The 15,265-nt window shown below is 56.5% G+C and carries 14 protein-coding genes and 1 pseudogene; 4 read left to right on the top strand and 11 right to left on the bottom strand.

Annotated features, from left to right (window positions below; translation table 11 throughout):
- Positions 1-23: 23 nt before the first annotated feature.
- From H3L93_RS07385 to trpS, 8 genes and pseudogenes are all read right to left on the bottom strand, one after another.
- A complete protein-coding gene (locus H3L93_RS07385; RefSeq protein ID WP_003794658.1) occupies positions 24-2,918 on the bottom strand; it encodes a DNA translocase FtsK in 2,895 nt (964 codons plus the stop codon).
- Positions 2,919-3,574: 656 nt separating this feature from the next.
- Positions 3,575-3,826 (bottom strand): annotated as a pseudogene (locus tag H3L93_RS07380) (recombinase RecA).
- Positions 3,827-4,011: 185 nt separating this feature from the next.
- Positions 4,012-4,584, bottom strand: a complete 573-nt coding sequence (pth, locus tag H3L93_RS07375; RefSeq protein WP_003794665.1) for an aminoacyl-tRNA hydrolase — start codon at positions 4,582-4,584, stop codon at positions 4,012-4,014.
- Between the two features lie 226 nt (positions 4,585-4,810).
- Positions 4,811-6,826, bottom strand: a complete 2,016-nt coding sequence (locus H3L93_RS07370) for an LTA synthase family protein (protein WP_003794667.1) — start codon at positions 6,824-6,826, stop codon at positions 4,811-4,813.
- Between the two features lie 97 nt (positions 6,827-6,923).
- A complete protein-coding gene (gene serB / locus H3L93_RS07365) occupies positions 6,924-7,763 on the bottom strand; it encodes a phosphoserine phosphatase SerB (protein WP_040558154.1) in 840 nt (279 codons plus the stop codon).
- A 41-nt stretch (positions 7,764-7,804) separates the two neighbouring features.
- Positions 7,805-8,011, bottom strand: a complete 207-nt coding sequence (locus H3L93_RS07360; RefSeq protein ID WP_003794671.1) for a hypothetical protein — start codon at positions 8,009-8,011, stop codon at positions 7,805-7,807.
- 74 nt (positions 8,012-8,085) lie between these two features.
- Positions 8,086-9,033 (bottom strand): thioredoxin-disulfide reductase, encoded by a 948-nt coding sequence (trxB, locus tag H3L93_RS07355; RefSeq protein ID WP_003794672.1) that lies wholly within the window; start codon positions 9,031-9,033, stop codon positions 8,086-8,088.
- Positions 9,034-9,157: 124 nt separating this feature from the next.
- Complete coding sequence (gene trpS, locus H3L93_RS07350) at positions 9,158-10,165, bottom strand: tryptophan--tRNA ligase (RefSeq protein WP_003794674.1); 1,008 nt, start codon at positions 10,163-10,165, stop codon at positions 9,158-9,160.
- Positions 10,166-10,268: 103 nt separating this feature from the next.
- On the opposite strand from trpS, the gene grxD reads away from it, so the two are divergent.
- Positions 10,269-10,586, top strand: a complete 318-nt coding sequence (gene grxD, locus H3L93_RS07345; protein ID WP_003794676.1) for a Grx4 family monothiol glutaredoxin — start codon at positions 10,269-10,271, stop codon at positions 10,584-10,586.
- A gap of 16 nt (positions 10,587-10,602) precedes the next feature.
- Here the strand turns inward: grxD and H3L93_RS07340 are convergent, their stop codons facing one another.
- The 3 genes from H3L93_RS07340 to H3L93_RS07330 form a co-directional block, all read right to left on the bottom strand.
- Complete coding sequence (locus H3L93_RS07340) at positions 10,603-10,746, bottom strand: hypothetical protein (protein ID WP_003794679.1); 144 nt, start codon at positions 10,744-10,746, stop codon at positions 10,603-10,605.
- A 416-nt stretch (positions 10,747-11,162) separates the two neighbouring features.
- On the bottom strand, positions 11,163-12,263 hold the full coding sequence (gene serC / locus H3L93_RS07335; protein ID WP_003794686.1) for a phosphoserine transaminase: 1,101 nt from the start codon (positions 12,261-12,263) through the stop codon (positions 11,163-11,165).
- A 249-nt stretch (positions 12,264-12,512) separates the two neighbouring features.
- Entirely contained in the window at positions 12,513-13,289 is a 777-nt protein-coding gene (locus H3L93_RS07330; protein WP_003794688.1) for a TatD family hydrolase, read from the bottom strand.
- A gap of 179 nt (positions 13,290-13,468) precedes the next feature.
- On the opposite strand from H3L93_RS07330, the gene H3L93_RS07325 reads away from it, so the two are divergent.
- The 3 genes from H3L93_RS07325 to H3L93_RS07315 all read left to right on the top strand — a co-directional run bounded on the left by H3L93_RS07325 (position 13,469) and on the right by H3L93_RS07315 (position 15,251).
- Complete coding sequence (locus H3L93_RS07325) at positions 13,469-13,717, top strand: hypothetical protein (RefSeq protein ID WP_003794689.1); 249 nt, start codon at positions 13,469-13,471, stop codon at positions 13,715-13,717.
- Between the two features lie 49 nt (positions 13,718-13,766).
- Positions 13,767-14,447, top strand: a complete 681-nt coding sequence (locus tag H3L93_RS07320) for an alpha/beta hydrolase (protein WP_003794691.1) — start codon at positions 13,767-13,769, stop codon at positions 14,445-14,447.
- Positions 14,448-14,510: 63 nt separating this feature from the next.
- Complete coding sequence (locus H3L93_RS07315) at positions 14,511-15,251, top strand: SIMPL domain-containing protein (RefSeq protein WP_003794693.1); 741 nt, start codon at positions 14,511-14,513, stop codon at positions 15,249-15,251.
- The last annotated feature ends 14 nt before the right edge of the window (positions 15,252-15,265 follow it).

The raw sequence follows: 15,265 nt of genomic DNA, 5'->3' as shown, positions 1-15,265 counted from the left end.
GCGTTTTCAGGTTGCCTATCCCGTCAATCATCGCCTTTGCGCGCCAAAATCTTGCGTTTGCCCGCATGGTCGGCGGCGGAAACGATGCCTTCGGCTTCCAGTTGGTCAATGATGGTGGCGGCTTTGTTGTAGCCGATGCGCAAATGGCGTTGCAGCGAGGAAATGGTGGCTTTTTGCGTGCGCACGATGACTTCGACGGCTTGGTCAAACAGCGGGTCTTTTTCGCTGCTGCCGCTGCCGTTGGGGCTGCCGTCAAAGTTGAACTCGGCTTGCTCGGGCGACAGGATTTCTTCCACGTAATCGGGCTCGCCAAACTGTTTCAAATAATCCACCACGCGGTGCACTTCTTCGTCGGCGACAAATGCGCCGTGCACGCGCTGCGGATAGCCTGTGCCGGGGGGCAGGAACAGCATGTCTCCTTGCCCCAGCAGGTTTTCCGCGCCCATTTGGTCTAACACGGTGCGGCTGTCGATTTTGCTGGACACTTGGAATGCGATGCGGGTGGGGATGTTGGCCTTGATTAAGCCGGTGATGACGTCCACGCTGGGGCGTTGCGTGGCCAAAATCAGGTGTATGCCGGCGGCGCGGGCTTTTTGCGCCAAGCGGGCGATGAGCTGCTCAATTTGTTTGCCCGCCACCATCATCAAATCGGCGAACTCGTCCACCACCACCACGATAAACGGCAGTTTTTCCAACGGCTCGGGGTCGTTGGGCGTGAAGCTGAACGGGTTGGCGATTTTTTCGCCTCGCGCGGCGGCTTCGGTGATTTTTTCGTTATAGCCCGCCAGGTTGCGCACGCCCACATGGCTCATCAGGCGATAGCGTTTTTCCATTTCGTTTACGCACCAATTGAGCGCGTTGGCGGCGTGTTTCATATCGGTTACCACGGGGGCGAGCAGGTGCGGGATGTCTTGGTACACCGAAAGTTCCAGCATTTTCGGGTCTATCATAATCAGGCGCACGTCTTCGGGCGTGGCTTTGTAGAGCATGGACAAAATCATGCTGTTTACGCCCACCGATTTGCCCGATCCTGTGGTGCCCGCCACCAGCAGATGCGGGGCTTTGGCAAGGTCGGTTACCACGGGCTCGCCCGTGATGTCTTCGCCCAGCGCAAGGGTGAGTTTGCTGTGGCTGCTGGCAAACGCGGGCGAGTCAAACACTTCGCGCAGGCGGATGGTTTGGCGTTTGGGGTTGGGCAATTCCAGCCCCATGCAGGTTTTGCCTGGGATGGTTTCCACCACGCGGATGGCGGTTACGCCTAGGCTGCGCGCCAAATCTTTTTCCAAATTGGTTACCGAGCTGCCGCGCACGCCCACGTCGGGCTCGATTTCGTAGCGCGTAATCACAGGGCCCGCGTAGGCATCCAGCACTTTGACTTTCACGCGATACTCGCCCAGCTTTTCTTCTATGGTGATGCTGTTTTCCAGCAGTTCTTCTTGCGATTGCACGGCTTCGGGGTTGTGTTGCGCGGGGGAAAGCAGGCTGAGCGGGGGCAGCACATAGCCTTGGTCGGGGTCGATTTCAGGCTGCTCTTGTTGGGCGTAGTAGGCGGCGAAGTCGGCTTCGGTGAGGCTTGCTTCGCTTGGGTTTGCATGGCGGGCGGGATAGTTGGCTGCATCGGGCGCGCAGAAGCGGCCGGCGAATGCTTCGGGTTCTTCGGGCTTGCGGGTTTCGGCGGCTTGCGCTTGGTAAAAATTGGCGGGTTCTATGATTTCGGGCGCGGGCAGCGGGCTGGGCTCAACGATGGTGGGCGCGGGGATGGCAACGCTGGCGATGGGTGCAGAGGCAGCCTGAAATGCGACTTGGCTTTTTTCAGCAACAGGCAGCGGCAGGCGGTTGGCTTGGGTAGTGAAACGGGGGGCATTTTCGGCTTGATGTTTGCGCGCGGCGGGGGTATCGGTGTGGGAGAGGTTTGCCCAGATTTCGCGCTCGGGGATGGTTTTCAGGCTGCGTTTGTCGTCAAACGTGCTTGCCCACGGTTGCGGCTCGGGCAGGGGGGCGAGGTTGCCGGCAAGGGCGTTTTGCTCGGCTTGTTGTTTTAACCGGCGGGCGGTTTGCTGTTTGGCGAGGCTGTCTTGGATGTCGCTGAAATCGATGGTTTCCAAATTGGCGGCGGGCAGGATGATTTCGGTTTCGCCGTGGTTCGGGTTGTGCGAAAGCGCGCTTTGTTCGTTTTCAGGCTGCGTTTGGCTGGCGGCGATAAAGTTGTTTTCCAGCAGGCGGTTCACTTCGTCTTGCGGGGTGCGGTTGTCTTCGATGACGGTTACATCGGGGGCGACGGGGTTTTCGCTTGCGCTTAGGGTGTGATGGTGCAGGCGGGTGGCTTCTTGCGCGGTGATGATTTCGGCGGCGCGGGCGGGCTGGGTTTCAGGCTGCGCGTGCGGTTGGGCATAGGTGTGCAGGGCGCTGAAATCTAGGTGGATTTCTTCGTCTTGCGGGTTTTCAGGCTGCGTTTGCGGTTCGTGCGGGTGGTTGTGTTCGGCGGTTTCGTTGGGTTCGGCGTGCTGGAAGCGGTGGTCAATCAGGATTTCGGGCTGCTCGGCGGCTTGGGTGGCAGCGGCGCGCAGCATGTTGCGGGTGGCTTCTTCCAGTGTGATGACGTTTTCGGGCTGTTGCGCGGGGGGTGTTTGCTCGGCGGCGGGCGCGGAGGCTTCGGCGGCATCGTCGATAAGGGTGAAGGCGATGCCGTTGTTGGGGAGGGTGGGCGCGGGTTGGGCTTCCGGCTCGGGTTCGATTTCTACGGGGAGTTCCAGCTGCTCGGGCTGCGGTTCGGGTTGGTAGCCGTCGATGATTTTGTAGCGCGGTTGGTTTTTTTGGTGTTGTTCAAGCTCGGCTTGCCATTGGCGTTCGCTTTGGGTTTGTTTGTAAACAAGATAGACGAGGGCGGCAATTAAAATCAGGATGAGGATGAAGTACATGATATTTAAGAGAGTTGCGATGTGTGGAAAGGGCGGATTTTACAGGGTTTCAGGGGGATTTTGTAGGGGTTGGGGGGTGGGATGAGGCTGGGTGAAATGAAGTTTGACGAAGTTTGAATGGATTTTGTTGGAAAGGGCGTTGCTCCGCACATCATGCTTTGGTTTGGTGCTTTGTGGTTAGCATTCGTTTGGCTTTAACCATGCGTCTCATGCCGACGGGGCACTTCCTTTTCTTTGCCTCGCCAAAGAAAAGTAAGCAAAAGAAAGGCGACCCCGACGTGAAGGTTTGGCTACGCCAAACTTCCCTCACTGCGCATCCTTTTTTCGGCGCGTGCGAACTAGCCGCGCTTTGCGCGTCGTCGGACAAGCGCATGCTTGTTCCCGAAAAAAGGATACTGCGTTCGGCTGGACGTAGGGGAGGGGCAGTAGCATCCAACATTTGCGATGGATTAGGCAGCCTGAAATTCAATCTATCTAGATTTAGTAAAAAACCGCATGGTAGAACACCAAGCGGTTTTGTTTTTTCAGGCTGCCTCATTCTCCAAAGGCAGCCTGAAAATCTAAATGATGGATTGGGCGACGAGCCGTCGCCGTTTCATTGTGGGCGTGTTAGCGGCAGCCTGAAACGGTTGTTTGGATGCGGTTTGAACTTCGTTTCAGGCTGCCTTATTACCTTGCTGTGCCTGCGCCCAAGCCACGGCGGCGGTGATGGCGGCTTTGGCTTGCGGGCTGTTTTTCCAGCAGCTTGAACCTGTGATTGCCGCGCCCTGCTGCAAAATATCGGCGGGGTTTGCCGCAGCCAGCTTGGCTACATCGTCCAAGCCCATTTATTGTAAGCGTTGTAGCACGGTTTTGCCCACGCCTTTGACGGCAAGCAGACCGGCGGTTTCGGTGTCGGTGAGGGGCATGGTTTTTCCTTTGTGGTGGCGGGTGGATGGGAGGGCAGCCTGAAAAGCTAAATGGCGATATTGTTTGGCGGATTGGGCGACGAGCCGTTGCCACTCCATTGTGGGAATGTTAATGGCAGCCTGAAACGCTGGTTTGGAAGCGGTTTTCGCTTCGCTAAACTGGGTTTCAGGCTGCCTTACCGCCGTTACTTGCTGTGCAAATGGCGCACGGTTTTTTCTAAATCGCCTGCCATAATGTCGGGCATGGCTTGGAGGGATTTGGCGATGGCGTTGTCTATCAGTTGGCGTTCAGAAGCTGGGGGTTTGCTAAGCACGAAACCGACCACAAGGTTGCGATCGCCTGGGTGTCCGATGCCGAGGCGTAGGCGGTAGAAATTGGGGGTGCCCAGTTTGGCTTGGATGTCTTTTAAGCCGTTGTGCCCGCCGTTGCCGCCGCCGAGTTTGTAGCGGATTTGCCCGCAGGGGATGTCCAGCTCGTCGTGGACGACTAGGATTTCTTCGGGTTGGATTTTGTAGAACTGGACAAGCGCGGCGACGGCTTTGCCTGATAGGTTCATGTAGGTGTCGGGTTTGAGCAGCCACACGTCGCCTTGGGGCTGGGCGACGCGGGCGATGTCGCCGTGGAATTTTTTTTCGCTTTTGAGCTGGGCTTTCCATTGCCATGCCAGTTCGTCGATAAACCAGAAGCCTGCGTTGTGGCGGGTGTGTTCGTATTCGGCGGTGGGGTTGCCCAGCCCGACGATGAGTTTGATGTTCATGGGGGTCCTTTGGGGGATGTTGGGGCAGCCTGAAAACGGGGGGATGGGGGATGGGTTTTCAGGCTGCCGTTGTTGTATGGAATAAGGGGGGTATTAAGCCAAGCCATTTGGGCAGTCTGAAAATGGTGTTTACTGCTTGGATGGTTTTGTCGGCGAGCCGCCGACGCTCCATTTTGTTTTCAGGCTGCCTTGCTTGTGTGCCAAATCAACAAGCGTAGCCCCCGCGCTATTTTGTCCCTGCCACAATGCGGTTTAGCTGCCATTCCAAAAATGGGCTGTTGGCGATGGCTTGCTGGATGATTTGCTGGTCGGCGGCGCTGGGGGTGCTGGGCTGGGCGTTGGCGGTTAGGGTGTCGCCGTTTTGCCATGTGCGGTATTGCTGGTTTTTGGTGTTGTAAAAGCCGTGGTCGGTGAGGATGACTTCGGGGTTGTAGCCGTAGCCGCAGAATGGGTTGTCGGCGGTTTCGGCGGGGGCGGTCAGATTGCAGCCTGTTTGGTAATACTGGGCTTGCGACAGGCTGAGCGCGTACAGCGTGGGGACGATGTCTTTGTGTGAGCCTGCGCGCTCGGGTTGGTATTGCGCCCCTGCGCGGTATTCTGGGGGAACGTACAGGTAAAACGGCACGCCGTGCCCCAGTGCGGTGTCTTGCAAGGCGGGATAGCTGATGGCGCGCATGTTGTGGTCGCCCGTGGCGGCGATGATGGTGTGCGGGCTGTTTTGTTTCACTTGGCTGACGAAGTTGCCCAGCTGGTCGTTGCTGTATTTGTAGGTGTTGAACACTTCGTTGAGGGTGTCGCCTTGGGCTAGGCTGGATAGGCGGCTTTGCTCTTGGGCGGTGAGGTGGAAGTTTTGGCGTTGATGCGGGGCGGGCAGTTGGTAGGGCGGGTGGTTGGTGATGGAAAGCAGCATGATAAACACGGGCTTGCCGTCTTGTTCGGCGCGTTTGAGTTCATCGGCGGCGTAGCGGAACATGTATTCGTCGGGGATGCCCCATGTGGCGGAAACGGCTTGCGGATAGCGGGTTTTGATGCTGTTTTCGTCAACGATTTCGTCTGCGCCTAGGTTGCGGATAAAGTTGTCAAAATCGCGCCAGCCGCCGTTGCCTGCGGTGATGTAGACAATGCGGTAGCCTGCTTTTTTGTAGGGCGTGAACAGGTTGGTGGGGAAGGGTTTGTTTTTGGCGAGCGATTGGCTGATGTTGTTGCGCGGCGAGCGGATAAAGAAGCGGTGCAGGCTGTCGCTGGTGCCATCGCCTTCGGAAACGAATTTGTGGTACACCCAATCTTGCTGAAAATGGTTTTTCAGGCTGCCTAATAGGTTGCGCTCGGGGCTGTCAAACGCCAATAGATGCGCGCTCATACTTTCCATCACGGCGAAGACCACGTTGGGCTGATGCTGCTCCACGGCAGGGTTTTTCGGCGTGGTGTGGATGAATTGGTTTAAATCGGCGTTGCTGGTTTTGCCGATGAGCTGGCTGATGATTTGCGCGCCATCGGCTTCGGACACGGGGGCAAAATGGCTGCTGTTGCGGTAGTCGTTCCATGCCCAGCTGATAGACGTGAGCGCGTTGGGCACGAGCTTGTTGATTTGCTGCACGGCGGAAATATACACGGCGGATTGGCGCAGCGGAAATTTGCCAAATGAGCCGCGAATGCCGATGGCCAGCGCGATAATCGGCAACAAAACGGCGGCAAACCATACGCCTTTGCTCGCGGCGGCTTGCGGGTTGATGCGGCGGGTGCTGCGTTTGAGCAGCCATGCAAACAGCGCGATGGCGGCGGCTAAGCCGATGAAGCCGCGGATAATGGGGTAGTCCGACCACATGGTTTTGACCACGGCGCGGGTGTCTTCGTCAAACAAGCCAAACATAAACACGTCAAACTGATGCCCGTACACCGAAAAATAGAACCAGTTGCCTATCGCGGCGGCGGCAACGATGGCGAACAGCACCGCCAATAAGGCAGCCTGAAAACGTTGCCACAGGCGGCTGGCAGCGGGATGCAGCAGGCTCAATAGCCCAAGCAAAAACGGCAGCGCAATGGTGATGCTGGCGACTTTAATATCAAACAGCAAGCCCTTGCTAAACAGCGCCGCAGTTTCCAGATTCGGCTGGCTGCGGATGCTGCTGGGCACAAAATGCAGGAACATCAAGGCGCGTTCGGCGGAGAACAGGACAACAATGCTTGCCCACAGGATAAGGAGTTGGCGGATTTGGCGGCGGTAGTAAGCGAGACGGGTCATGGTTTCAGGCTGCTTTTGATGGTTAAGAGATGGGGGATGACGTTATGGGTGTTTTAGCTACGCTGAACTTCGTTTCAGGCTGCCTTAACATGCGAAATCATGTAAACAACCGCCGCACCGCTTCCCAGCCGTGATGGCTAATCGCCGCGCTGGCAGCGGCTTGGGTTTTGGGCTTGGCGTGATAGGCAATGCCAAAGCCTGCCGCTTGCAGCATCGGGATGTCGTTTGCGCCATCGCCAATCGCCAAAACCTGCTCGCGCGTTGCGCCGATGGCTTGGCGGTATTGGTTGAGCAAATTGGCTTTGGCTTGCGCGTCAATCACATCGCCCAACACCTTGCCCGTGAGCTTGCCATCGGCAATTTCCAACTGGTTGGCAAACGCCCAATCCAGCCCCAAGCGCGTTTTCAGGCGCTCGGTGAAATAAGTGAAACCGCCCGACACCAGCAAAAATTTGATGCCGTGCGCTTGGCAATCGCGGATAAATTCTTCCGCGCCTTGCGCGAGCGCAAGCTTGTGTTCATACACTTCGGCAAGCTGGTTTTCAGGCTGCCCTTTGAGCAGGGCGACGCGATGGCGCAGCGATTGTTCAAAGTCCAATTCGCCTTGCATGGCGCGTTCGGTGATTTCGGCGATTTGGTCTTTGAGCCCCGCGCTCGCGGCGATTTCGTCAATGCACTCAATGGTAATCAAGGTGCTGTCCATATCGCTGACTACCAGTTTTAACGCGGCAAACGGCGTGTCGGGGATTAGGGCGTAGTCAATTTGCTGTTGCTGAAATTCAGCGGCGGCTGCGGCGGGCAGACGGGGGTAATCGCCATGAGTGGGCAGGCGCAGGATGTCGTTAGGCAGCGTGGCGGGCAGGTCAAAATAGTGGCGGCTGATGGGCAGCGCGGCGCGGGCGAGGTGGGGCGATTGCAGGATAAGGGTTTGGGGCATGATGGGTATGAAGGGATTGCGGGGATGAGGCAGCCTGAAATCTAACATGGAGCGGCGACGGCTCGTCGCCAAATAGTTGATTCAACATGATTGGGTTGATTGAAAATAGGTCGGTAAGCTGCTGACGCTCCATCGGTTGCAGGGTTGGCGAAGGTTTCGGATTTTGGGGAATAGGCAGCCTGAAAAGGGATAGGGCGTTTCAGGCTGCCTTTGGGGTTGGCAAACAAGGGCGCATGATTTTTTGCCATGCACTCTACGCCGTATATTTAAAACGCTAAGGCAGCCCGAAACCGCAAAAATGGTTTTCAGGCTGCCTGTGCGCTTATGCCTGACTATCCAGCCAGCGTTCCGCATCCAACGCCGCTTGGCAACCGCTTGCCGCGCTGGTAATCGCTTGGCGATACACATGGTCTTTCACATCGCCCGCCGCCCAAACGCCTTCAATATTGGTGGCGCCTGTGTTGCCCTCGTTGCCGCCGCGCGTAATCAGGTAGCCCGTGGCATCCATGTCTAGCTGCCCTTTGAAGATTTCGGTGTTTGGCTGGTGTCCAATGGCGATGAATACGCCTTTCACCGCGATGTCTTCGCTGCTGCCATCGTTGTTTTGCAAGCGCGCGCCTGTTACGCCCGCGTCGTCGCCCAAAATCTCGGCAAGCTGCGCGTTGGTTTTCAGGATAATTTTGCCCTCGGCAACGCGCTTCATCAGTTTTTCTACCATGATTTTTTCCGCGCGGAACGTGTCGCGGCGGTGGATTAGGGTAACGCTGCGGGCGATGTTGGCAAGATACAAGGCTTCTTCCACCGCCGTATTGCCGCCGCCCACCACGGCAACGTCTTGACCTTTATAGAAAAAGCCATCGCAAGTGGCGCAAGCGGAAACACCGCGCCCTGCAAAAGTCTCTTCGCTGGGCAACCCCAAATATTTGGCAGACGCACCCGTTGCCACAATCAGCGCATCGCAAGTGTATTCGCCCATGTCGCCTTTGAGCGTGAACGGGCGGCGTTGCAAGTCCACGCTGTTGATTTGGTCAAACACAATTTGCGTGCCGAAACGTTCAGCGTGTTTCAAAAATTGCTCCATCAATTCAGGCCCTTGCACACCATCGGGAAACGGTGGGTAGTTGTCCACTTCGGTGGTGGTCATCAGCTGCCCGCCTTGCGCCATGCCTGTGATGATAACGGGCTGCAAATTGGCGCGCGCGGCGTAGATGGCGGCGGTGTAGCCGGCGGGGCCGGAGCCGAGAATAATGAGTTTGTGATGTTGATCCATTTTGGTTTTTCCTTATGAATGTGAGGTTTAGGGTTTCAGGCTGCCTATTGCATTAGCCAGAGGCAGCCTGAAAATGGGGCAAGCATGGGTAAAAACAAGCGCACTGCCTAGCAGGAGCTTAACACTATTTCAGTGTGCGAATGCCCACTGCGTCTTTGGCTTCTGCCAGCAATTCTTTGGCTTCGGCACGGGCTTTGGCTGCGCCCGCTTGCAAAATGTCTTCAATGCGAGAGGGGTGGGCAATCAAATCGTTGTACACATCGGTTTTGTCGTCTAGCTCTGCACCGATTTTGGCAGCGAGCAGTTTTTTGGCTTCGCCCCAAGCCAAGCCCTCGTTGAGCATTTTTTCAAATTCGCGCGTTTCTTCGGGCGTGCTGAACGCTTGGTAGATTTCAAACAGCGGGCTTTCGTCTTTTTGCTTGGGCTCGCCCGGTTCTTTCAGGTTGGTTACGATTTTGTTCACCGATTTTTGCCGTTGCTTGGGCGTTTGAAACAGCGGGATGGTGTTGCCGTAGGATTTGGACATTTTGCGCCCATCCAGCCCCACCAGCAGTTGCACGTTTTCATCAATCGCTGCTTCGGGCAACACGAAAATTTCTTTGCCAAAGCGGTGGTTAAAGCGTTGGGCGATGTCGCGCGCCATTTCAACGTGTTGGATTTGGTCGCGCCCGACGGGCACGCTGTTGGCTTTGAACATCAGAATATCGGCGGTCATCAGGATGGGGTAGCTGTATAAGCCCATTTCAATTTCGTAATCAGGGTCTTGATTTTCGGCGATATTTTTGTCCACAGCGGCTTTGTAGGCATGGGCGCGGTTCATCAAGCCTTTGGCGGTGATGCAGGTTAAAATCCAGTTCAGTTCTAGGATTTCGGGGATGTCGGATTGGCGGTAAAACGTGGTGCGTTCGGTGTCTAAACCGCAGGCGAGCCATGTGGCGGCGACGGCGCGGGTGGATTCGGCTATCATCGCTGGGTCGTGGCATTTGATGATGCCGTGGTAGTTGGCGAGAAAGAGGTAGGATTGGGCGTTGTCTTGCGCGGCGGCGCGGATGGCGGGGCGAATTGCGCCTACATAGTTGCCCAGATGGGGGATGCCTGTGGTGGTTACGCCCGTGAGAATGCGGTGGGTCATGGGGATGCTCGTTGTGTTAAAAAGAGGGGGCAAATCTTAACACAGGCAGCCTGAAAAATCGCTATAATCGCGGTTTTTTCACACCCTATCAAAGGACACAACAATGAGCATTCAAGAGCAGATTAAAGAAGTGGTTACCACGCATCCGATTGTTTTATTTATGAAAGGCACGAAGCAGTTTCCGCAATGTGGGTTTTCTTCTCGCGCGGTGCAAATTTTGAAAGCGGCAGGCTGCGAGAGCTTTGCCACGGTGAACGTGTTGGAAAACGATGAAGTGCGCCAAGGCATTAAGGAATTTAGCAACTGGCCTACGATTCCGCAGCTTTATGTGAAAGGTGAATTTATCGGCGGGGCGGATATTTTGGCGGAAATGTTTGAGGCGGGGGAATTGCAGGAATTGTTGCAAAGCGTTGAAGCGTAAGCATTGACGGATGTTTTCAGGCTGCCTTTGGGTTTGTTCCATAAGGCAGCCTGAAATGTTTTTTGTGCTGGGGATGGTTTTCAGGCTGCCTTTGTTTACTTAAAGGCAGCCTGAAAATGATTGGTGCTTTGTGGTTAGCTTTGGGTGTAGTTTTAACCATGCGTCTCGTGCCGACGGGGCACTTCCTTTTCTTTGCTTCGCCAAAGAAAAGTAAGCAAAAGAAAGGCGACCCCGACGTGCAGGTCTGCTTCGCAGATTTCCCTCACTGCGCATCCTTTTTTCGGCGCGTGCGAACTAGCCGTGCTGCGCACGTCGTCGGACAAGCGCACGCTTTTTCCCGAAAAAAGAATGCTACGTTCGGCTGGACGTAGGGGAGAGGGTGGCCGTGGTAAACGGATGCGATGGACTAGGCAGCCTGAAAGTTAATCTATCCAGTAAAAAAAACCGTTTGGCTGAACACCAAGCGGTTTTGCATTTTCAGGCTGCCTATTTGTTGTAAGCGTAATACTGTTTAACGAGCCGTCGCTGTTCCATTGAGGCAGCCTGAAACGCAGTTCAGCGCAGCTAAAATCACCCTCACCCGTTCTTGCGCTGAAACTCGCGCATAAAGCTCGCCAGCGTTTCCACGCCTGCGAGGGGCATGGCGTTGTAGATGCTGGCGCGCATGCCGCCTAGGGTTTTGTAGCCTGCAAGCGATTGCATGCCGTTGAGCGCGGCTTCTTGGATGAAACGCGCGTCTAGCTCGGGGTTGCCCGTGCTGAAAATCACGTTCATGCGCGAGCGGGCGGCGGGGGCGATGGGGTTGCGGTAGAAGCCGCCGCTTTGGTCTATGGTTTGGTAGAGCAGGGCGGCTTTGCGTTCGTTGAGGGCGGCGATTTTTGCCACGCCGCCTTGGGTTTGCAGCCAGCGGAATACGAGCCCTGCGATGTAGATGGCGTAGGTGCAGGGGGTGTTGTACATGCCGTTGCGGTCTAGGTGGACTTGGTAGTTCCACACGTTGGGGATGCGGTCGGTGCAGCGTTGTAGCAGGTCTTCGCGGATGATGACCACGGTTGCGCCCGCCATGCCGATGTTTTTTTGCGCGCCGGCGTAAATCACGCCGAAGTCGGACACGTTAATCGGGCGCGACAGGATTTCGGAGGAAAAGTCGCACACCACGGGCGGCGCGTCGCTGCCGAGCTTGGGAACGGGGTGGTATTGCACGCCGTTGGCAGTTTCGTTGATGACATAATGCACAAAGGCGGATTCGCGGCTGATGTCCCACGTTTCGGGCGCGGGCAGGTTGGTGTAGTTGAACTGTTCGCCTCCGTGCGCGGCGATGTGCACATTGAGATACGGCGAGAGTTTGCCCATTTGCTCGGCGGCGATGCGCGACCAGTTGCCTGTAATCACGGCATCTACGCGCTGATGGTTTTGCGCGAGGTTGAGGGCGACTTGGGTGAACTGCGCCAATGCGCCACCTTGCAAAAACAGGATTTTGTAGTTGCTGGGAATGTTCATCAGGCTGCGCAGGTCTTGCTCGGCGTGGTGCAGGATGCTGAGAAAGGCATCGGAGCGGTGCGACATCGTCATCACGGATATGCCTGTGCCGTTGTAGTCCAGCATTTCTTGCTGGGCGGTGCGCAATACGCTTTCGGGCAGGGTGGCGGGGCCTGATGAAAAATTGTAAACGGGCATGGTGGGCGTTCCTTTTTGGGGTGGGGAAATGGTGGGGATTGTAGGCGCGGCGTGTTAAGTTTTGCAAGGATGGCGTGGCTGCGCTTAATTTTCAGGCTGCCTATTATTTCAGGCTGCCGTCTTTGTAAGAGCTGTAATCAATGGAGCGTCGGCGGCTCGTCGACATGGTGCCAACCCGTAAAGCTGTTACACATTAAACATGCTCTTTGGCGACGAGCCGTCGCCGCTCCATTTTGTGTTTCAGGCTGCCTATCGCTCCAACAGCCCCACCAAATTCTGTTCACACGCGCCCGCCAGTTCATCCAGCGTCATGCCACGCAATTCGGCAACGATTTGGGCAACGCGCAACACGTTGGCAGGCGTGTTTTGCTTTTCAGGCTGCCCAAACGGGCTGTCGGTTTCCAATAACAAAGTGTCCAACGGCAACTGCTGCGCGGCAATGCGGGCTTTTTTGGCGCGCGGGTTGAGCAGCAGCGAGCCGATGCCGATTTTGAAACCGTGCCTGATGAGCAGCTGCGCTTCTTCCAAGCTGCCTGAAAAGGCGTGGGCGATGCCGCCTTGCGTGAATTTTGCCGACTGGATGGCTTGGACGATGGCGGCGGTGGCGCGCAGATTGTGCAGAATAATCGGGCGGCGATATTGCTGGGCAAGCGCAAGCTGGGCTTGGAAGGCTTGGATTTGCGCGGCGCGGCGTGCGGGCGGCTCGGTTTTGTCGTAAAAATCCAAGCCGATTTCGCCCACCAGCAGCGCAGGCTGTTGCGCCAAATGCTGCGCCAATTCGTGCAACACGCTATCGCTGGCTTGCTCGGCGTGCCACGGGTGGATGCCCAGCGCGATGGCGCGGATTTCAGGCTGCCCCAGCAGCGCGAGTGCGTGCGCCCAATCGGCATGTTCGGCGGTTGGCACGATAAACTGGCTAACCTGCGCGGCGCGGGCTTGGGCGATGATTTGAGGCAGCCTAAAAAACAGGGCGGGGTGGGTGAGGTGGGTGTGGGTGTCGGTGAACATGGCGAAGTTGGTGGGCATGGGTTAAGCAGCTTTTAACATATTTGAATGCAGATTAAAATTGCGAAAGTTCAGTTAAGCGTCAGGCATGGCTGCTGATGCCCGTTCAACATAGGCAGCCTGAAACGGATAAAACGGTTTCAACCAAGCCCCAATCAACGGCGCAACACGTTTTCAGGCTGCCTTTTTAGGAATTTCCAATGCCCCATCCAACTCACGACTCCGCCCCTGTTCTCCAAGCCGCGCAGCAACAAGAACGCGCGCAACGCGCTCGGCAAGCCCGCCATTTGAAACGCTGGAAACAGGCAGCATTTGCCGTTGCCATTTTTCCGCCGCTGTTGAGCCTGATTTTAGCGTGGCAACGCACGGGCGAATTACCCACATCGCTGCTGCTGTGGTTTATTGTGATGCTTTTGATTGCTGTTAACGTGTTCAAAAAGCCCCAATAACCCCAAGCCGTTTTCAGGCTGCCTTTTCTATTTCAACCGATAGCCCGCCATGACCAAACACACCCTCACCCTGCAAAACCGCGAACTCACCGCCTACCTCCCCGCCCGCCACCGCCCCGATGCCCCCACGCTGCTGGTGTTCTCCGACAGCCCCGCCGAAGCCGACGCGCTCGCTGCCCTGCTGCCCGACTACATCGCACTACTTGCCCTGCCCGAAGCCCACTGGGAACACGCCTTCACCCCGTGGCGCGCGCCCAAGCTGTTTGCCAAAGGCGCAGATTTTGGCGGCGGCGCAGACGAAACCCTGCGCCAATTAACCGAACAAATCCTGCCCGAAGCCGAGCGCGAACTGGGATTGCAGCCGCAATGGCGCGGCTTGCTCGGCTACTCGCTGGCGGGGCTGTTCGCGCTCTATGCCGCCTACCGCAGCGGTTATTTCCAACGCATCGCCAGCGTTTCAGGTAGCCTCTGGTTTGACGGCTGGGGCGATTTCGCCGCCGCGCACACGCCCGCCGCGCTGCCGCAAGCCGTGTATTTTTCGCTGGGCGACAAAGAAGCGCAAAGCCGCAACCCGCGTATGGCCGCCGTGCAAACCGCCACCGAAGCCGTGTTCGCCTGTTGGCAGCAATACGCCTGCCCCACCACGCTGGAAATCAATGCAGGCGGGCATTTTGATGATGTGCCGCAGCGGTTAGCTAAAGCCGCAGAGTGGTTGATAGAGGCAGCCTGAAAAGCGCATAATAGCGGCGTATTGATTGTTTTTTGTGTGTTTTTTTTGTGAAAGGATAGCACGATGAGCGACAACAAAATTCTCCCCGCCATTATTCTCGCCGCGGGCATCCCATCAGGCGCAGGGCTGCTGGGGGCGCAATTCAAAAACCTGCGCCAACCCGGCACGATTACCGTGAAAGGGTTAGCCGAAGCGCAACACAACGCCACACTCGGCACATGGCGCGTGGGCGTGGAAGCATGGGGGCAGGATTATGCCGCCGCGCTTAAAGCCAACAAGAAAAACCTTGCCGTGCTCCAAGGCTTTTTGAAAAAGCAAGGGTTCCCCGATGATGCCTTGCAGCTGGGGGAAGTGGACGTATCCGGCCACAGCGAAAGCTATTACGATGACAACGGACGCGAGCGCACGCGCAAAAACGGCTACGATGCCACGCGCTACATCACCGTAACCACCAAAGACCTCGCCGCGCTGCAAAAAGCCCTGTCCGCCATCCAAGGCTTGCGCGCCGAAAATGAAAACATCACCTTTGGCGAGCCCAAATACTTTTTGGACAATTTGGAAACCATCAAGCGCGATTTAATCGCCAAAGCTACGCAAGACGCGAAAGTGCGTGCCGATGAGTTCGCCAAAACAGGCAATGCCCGCGTAGGCGCGATGACTTCCGCCTCGCAAGGCTCGTTTGACATCAAAGCCGCAGGCGTAACCGATGAAGACGGCGACGACAGCTACGGCGGCAGTTACAGCACCAGCACCATAGAGAAAAAAGTGCGGCTGGTGGTAACGATTCAATACACGATTGAATAATGGCTAAAACCACG

This window comes from Kingella oralis (assembly GCF_014054985.1).
Classification (GTDB): domain Bacteria; phylum Pseudomonadota; class Gammaproteobacteria; order Burkholderiales; family Neisseriaceae; genus Kingella_B; species Kingella_B oralis.
This window is presented reverse-complemented; position numbering and strand designations above follow the sequence as displayed.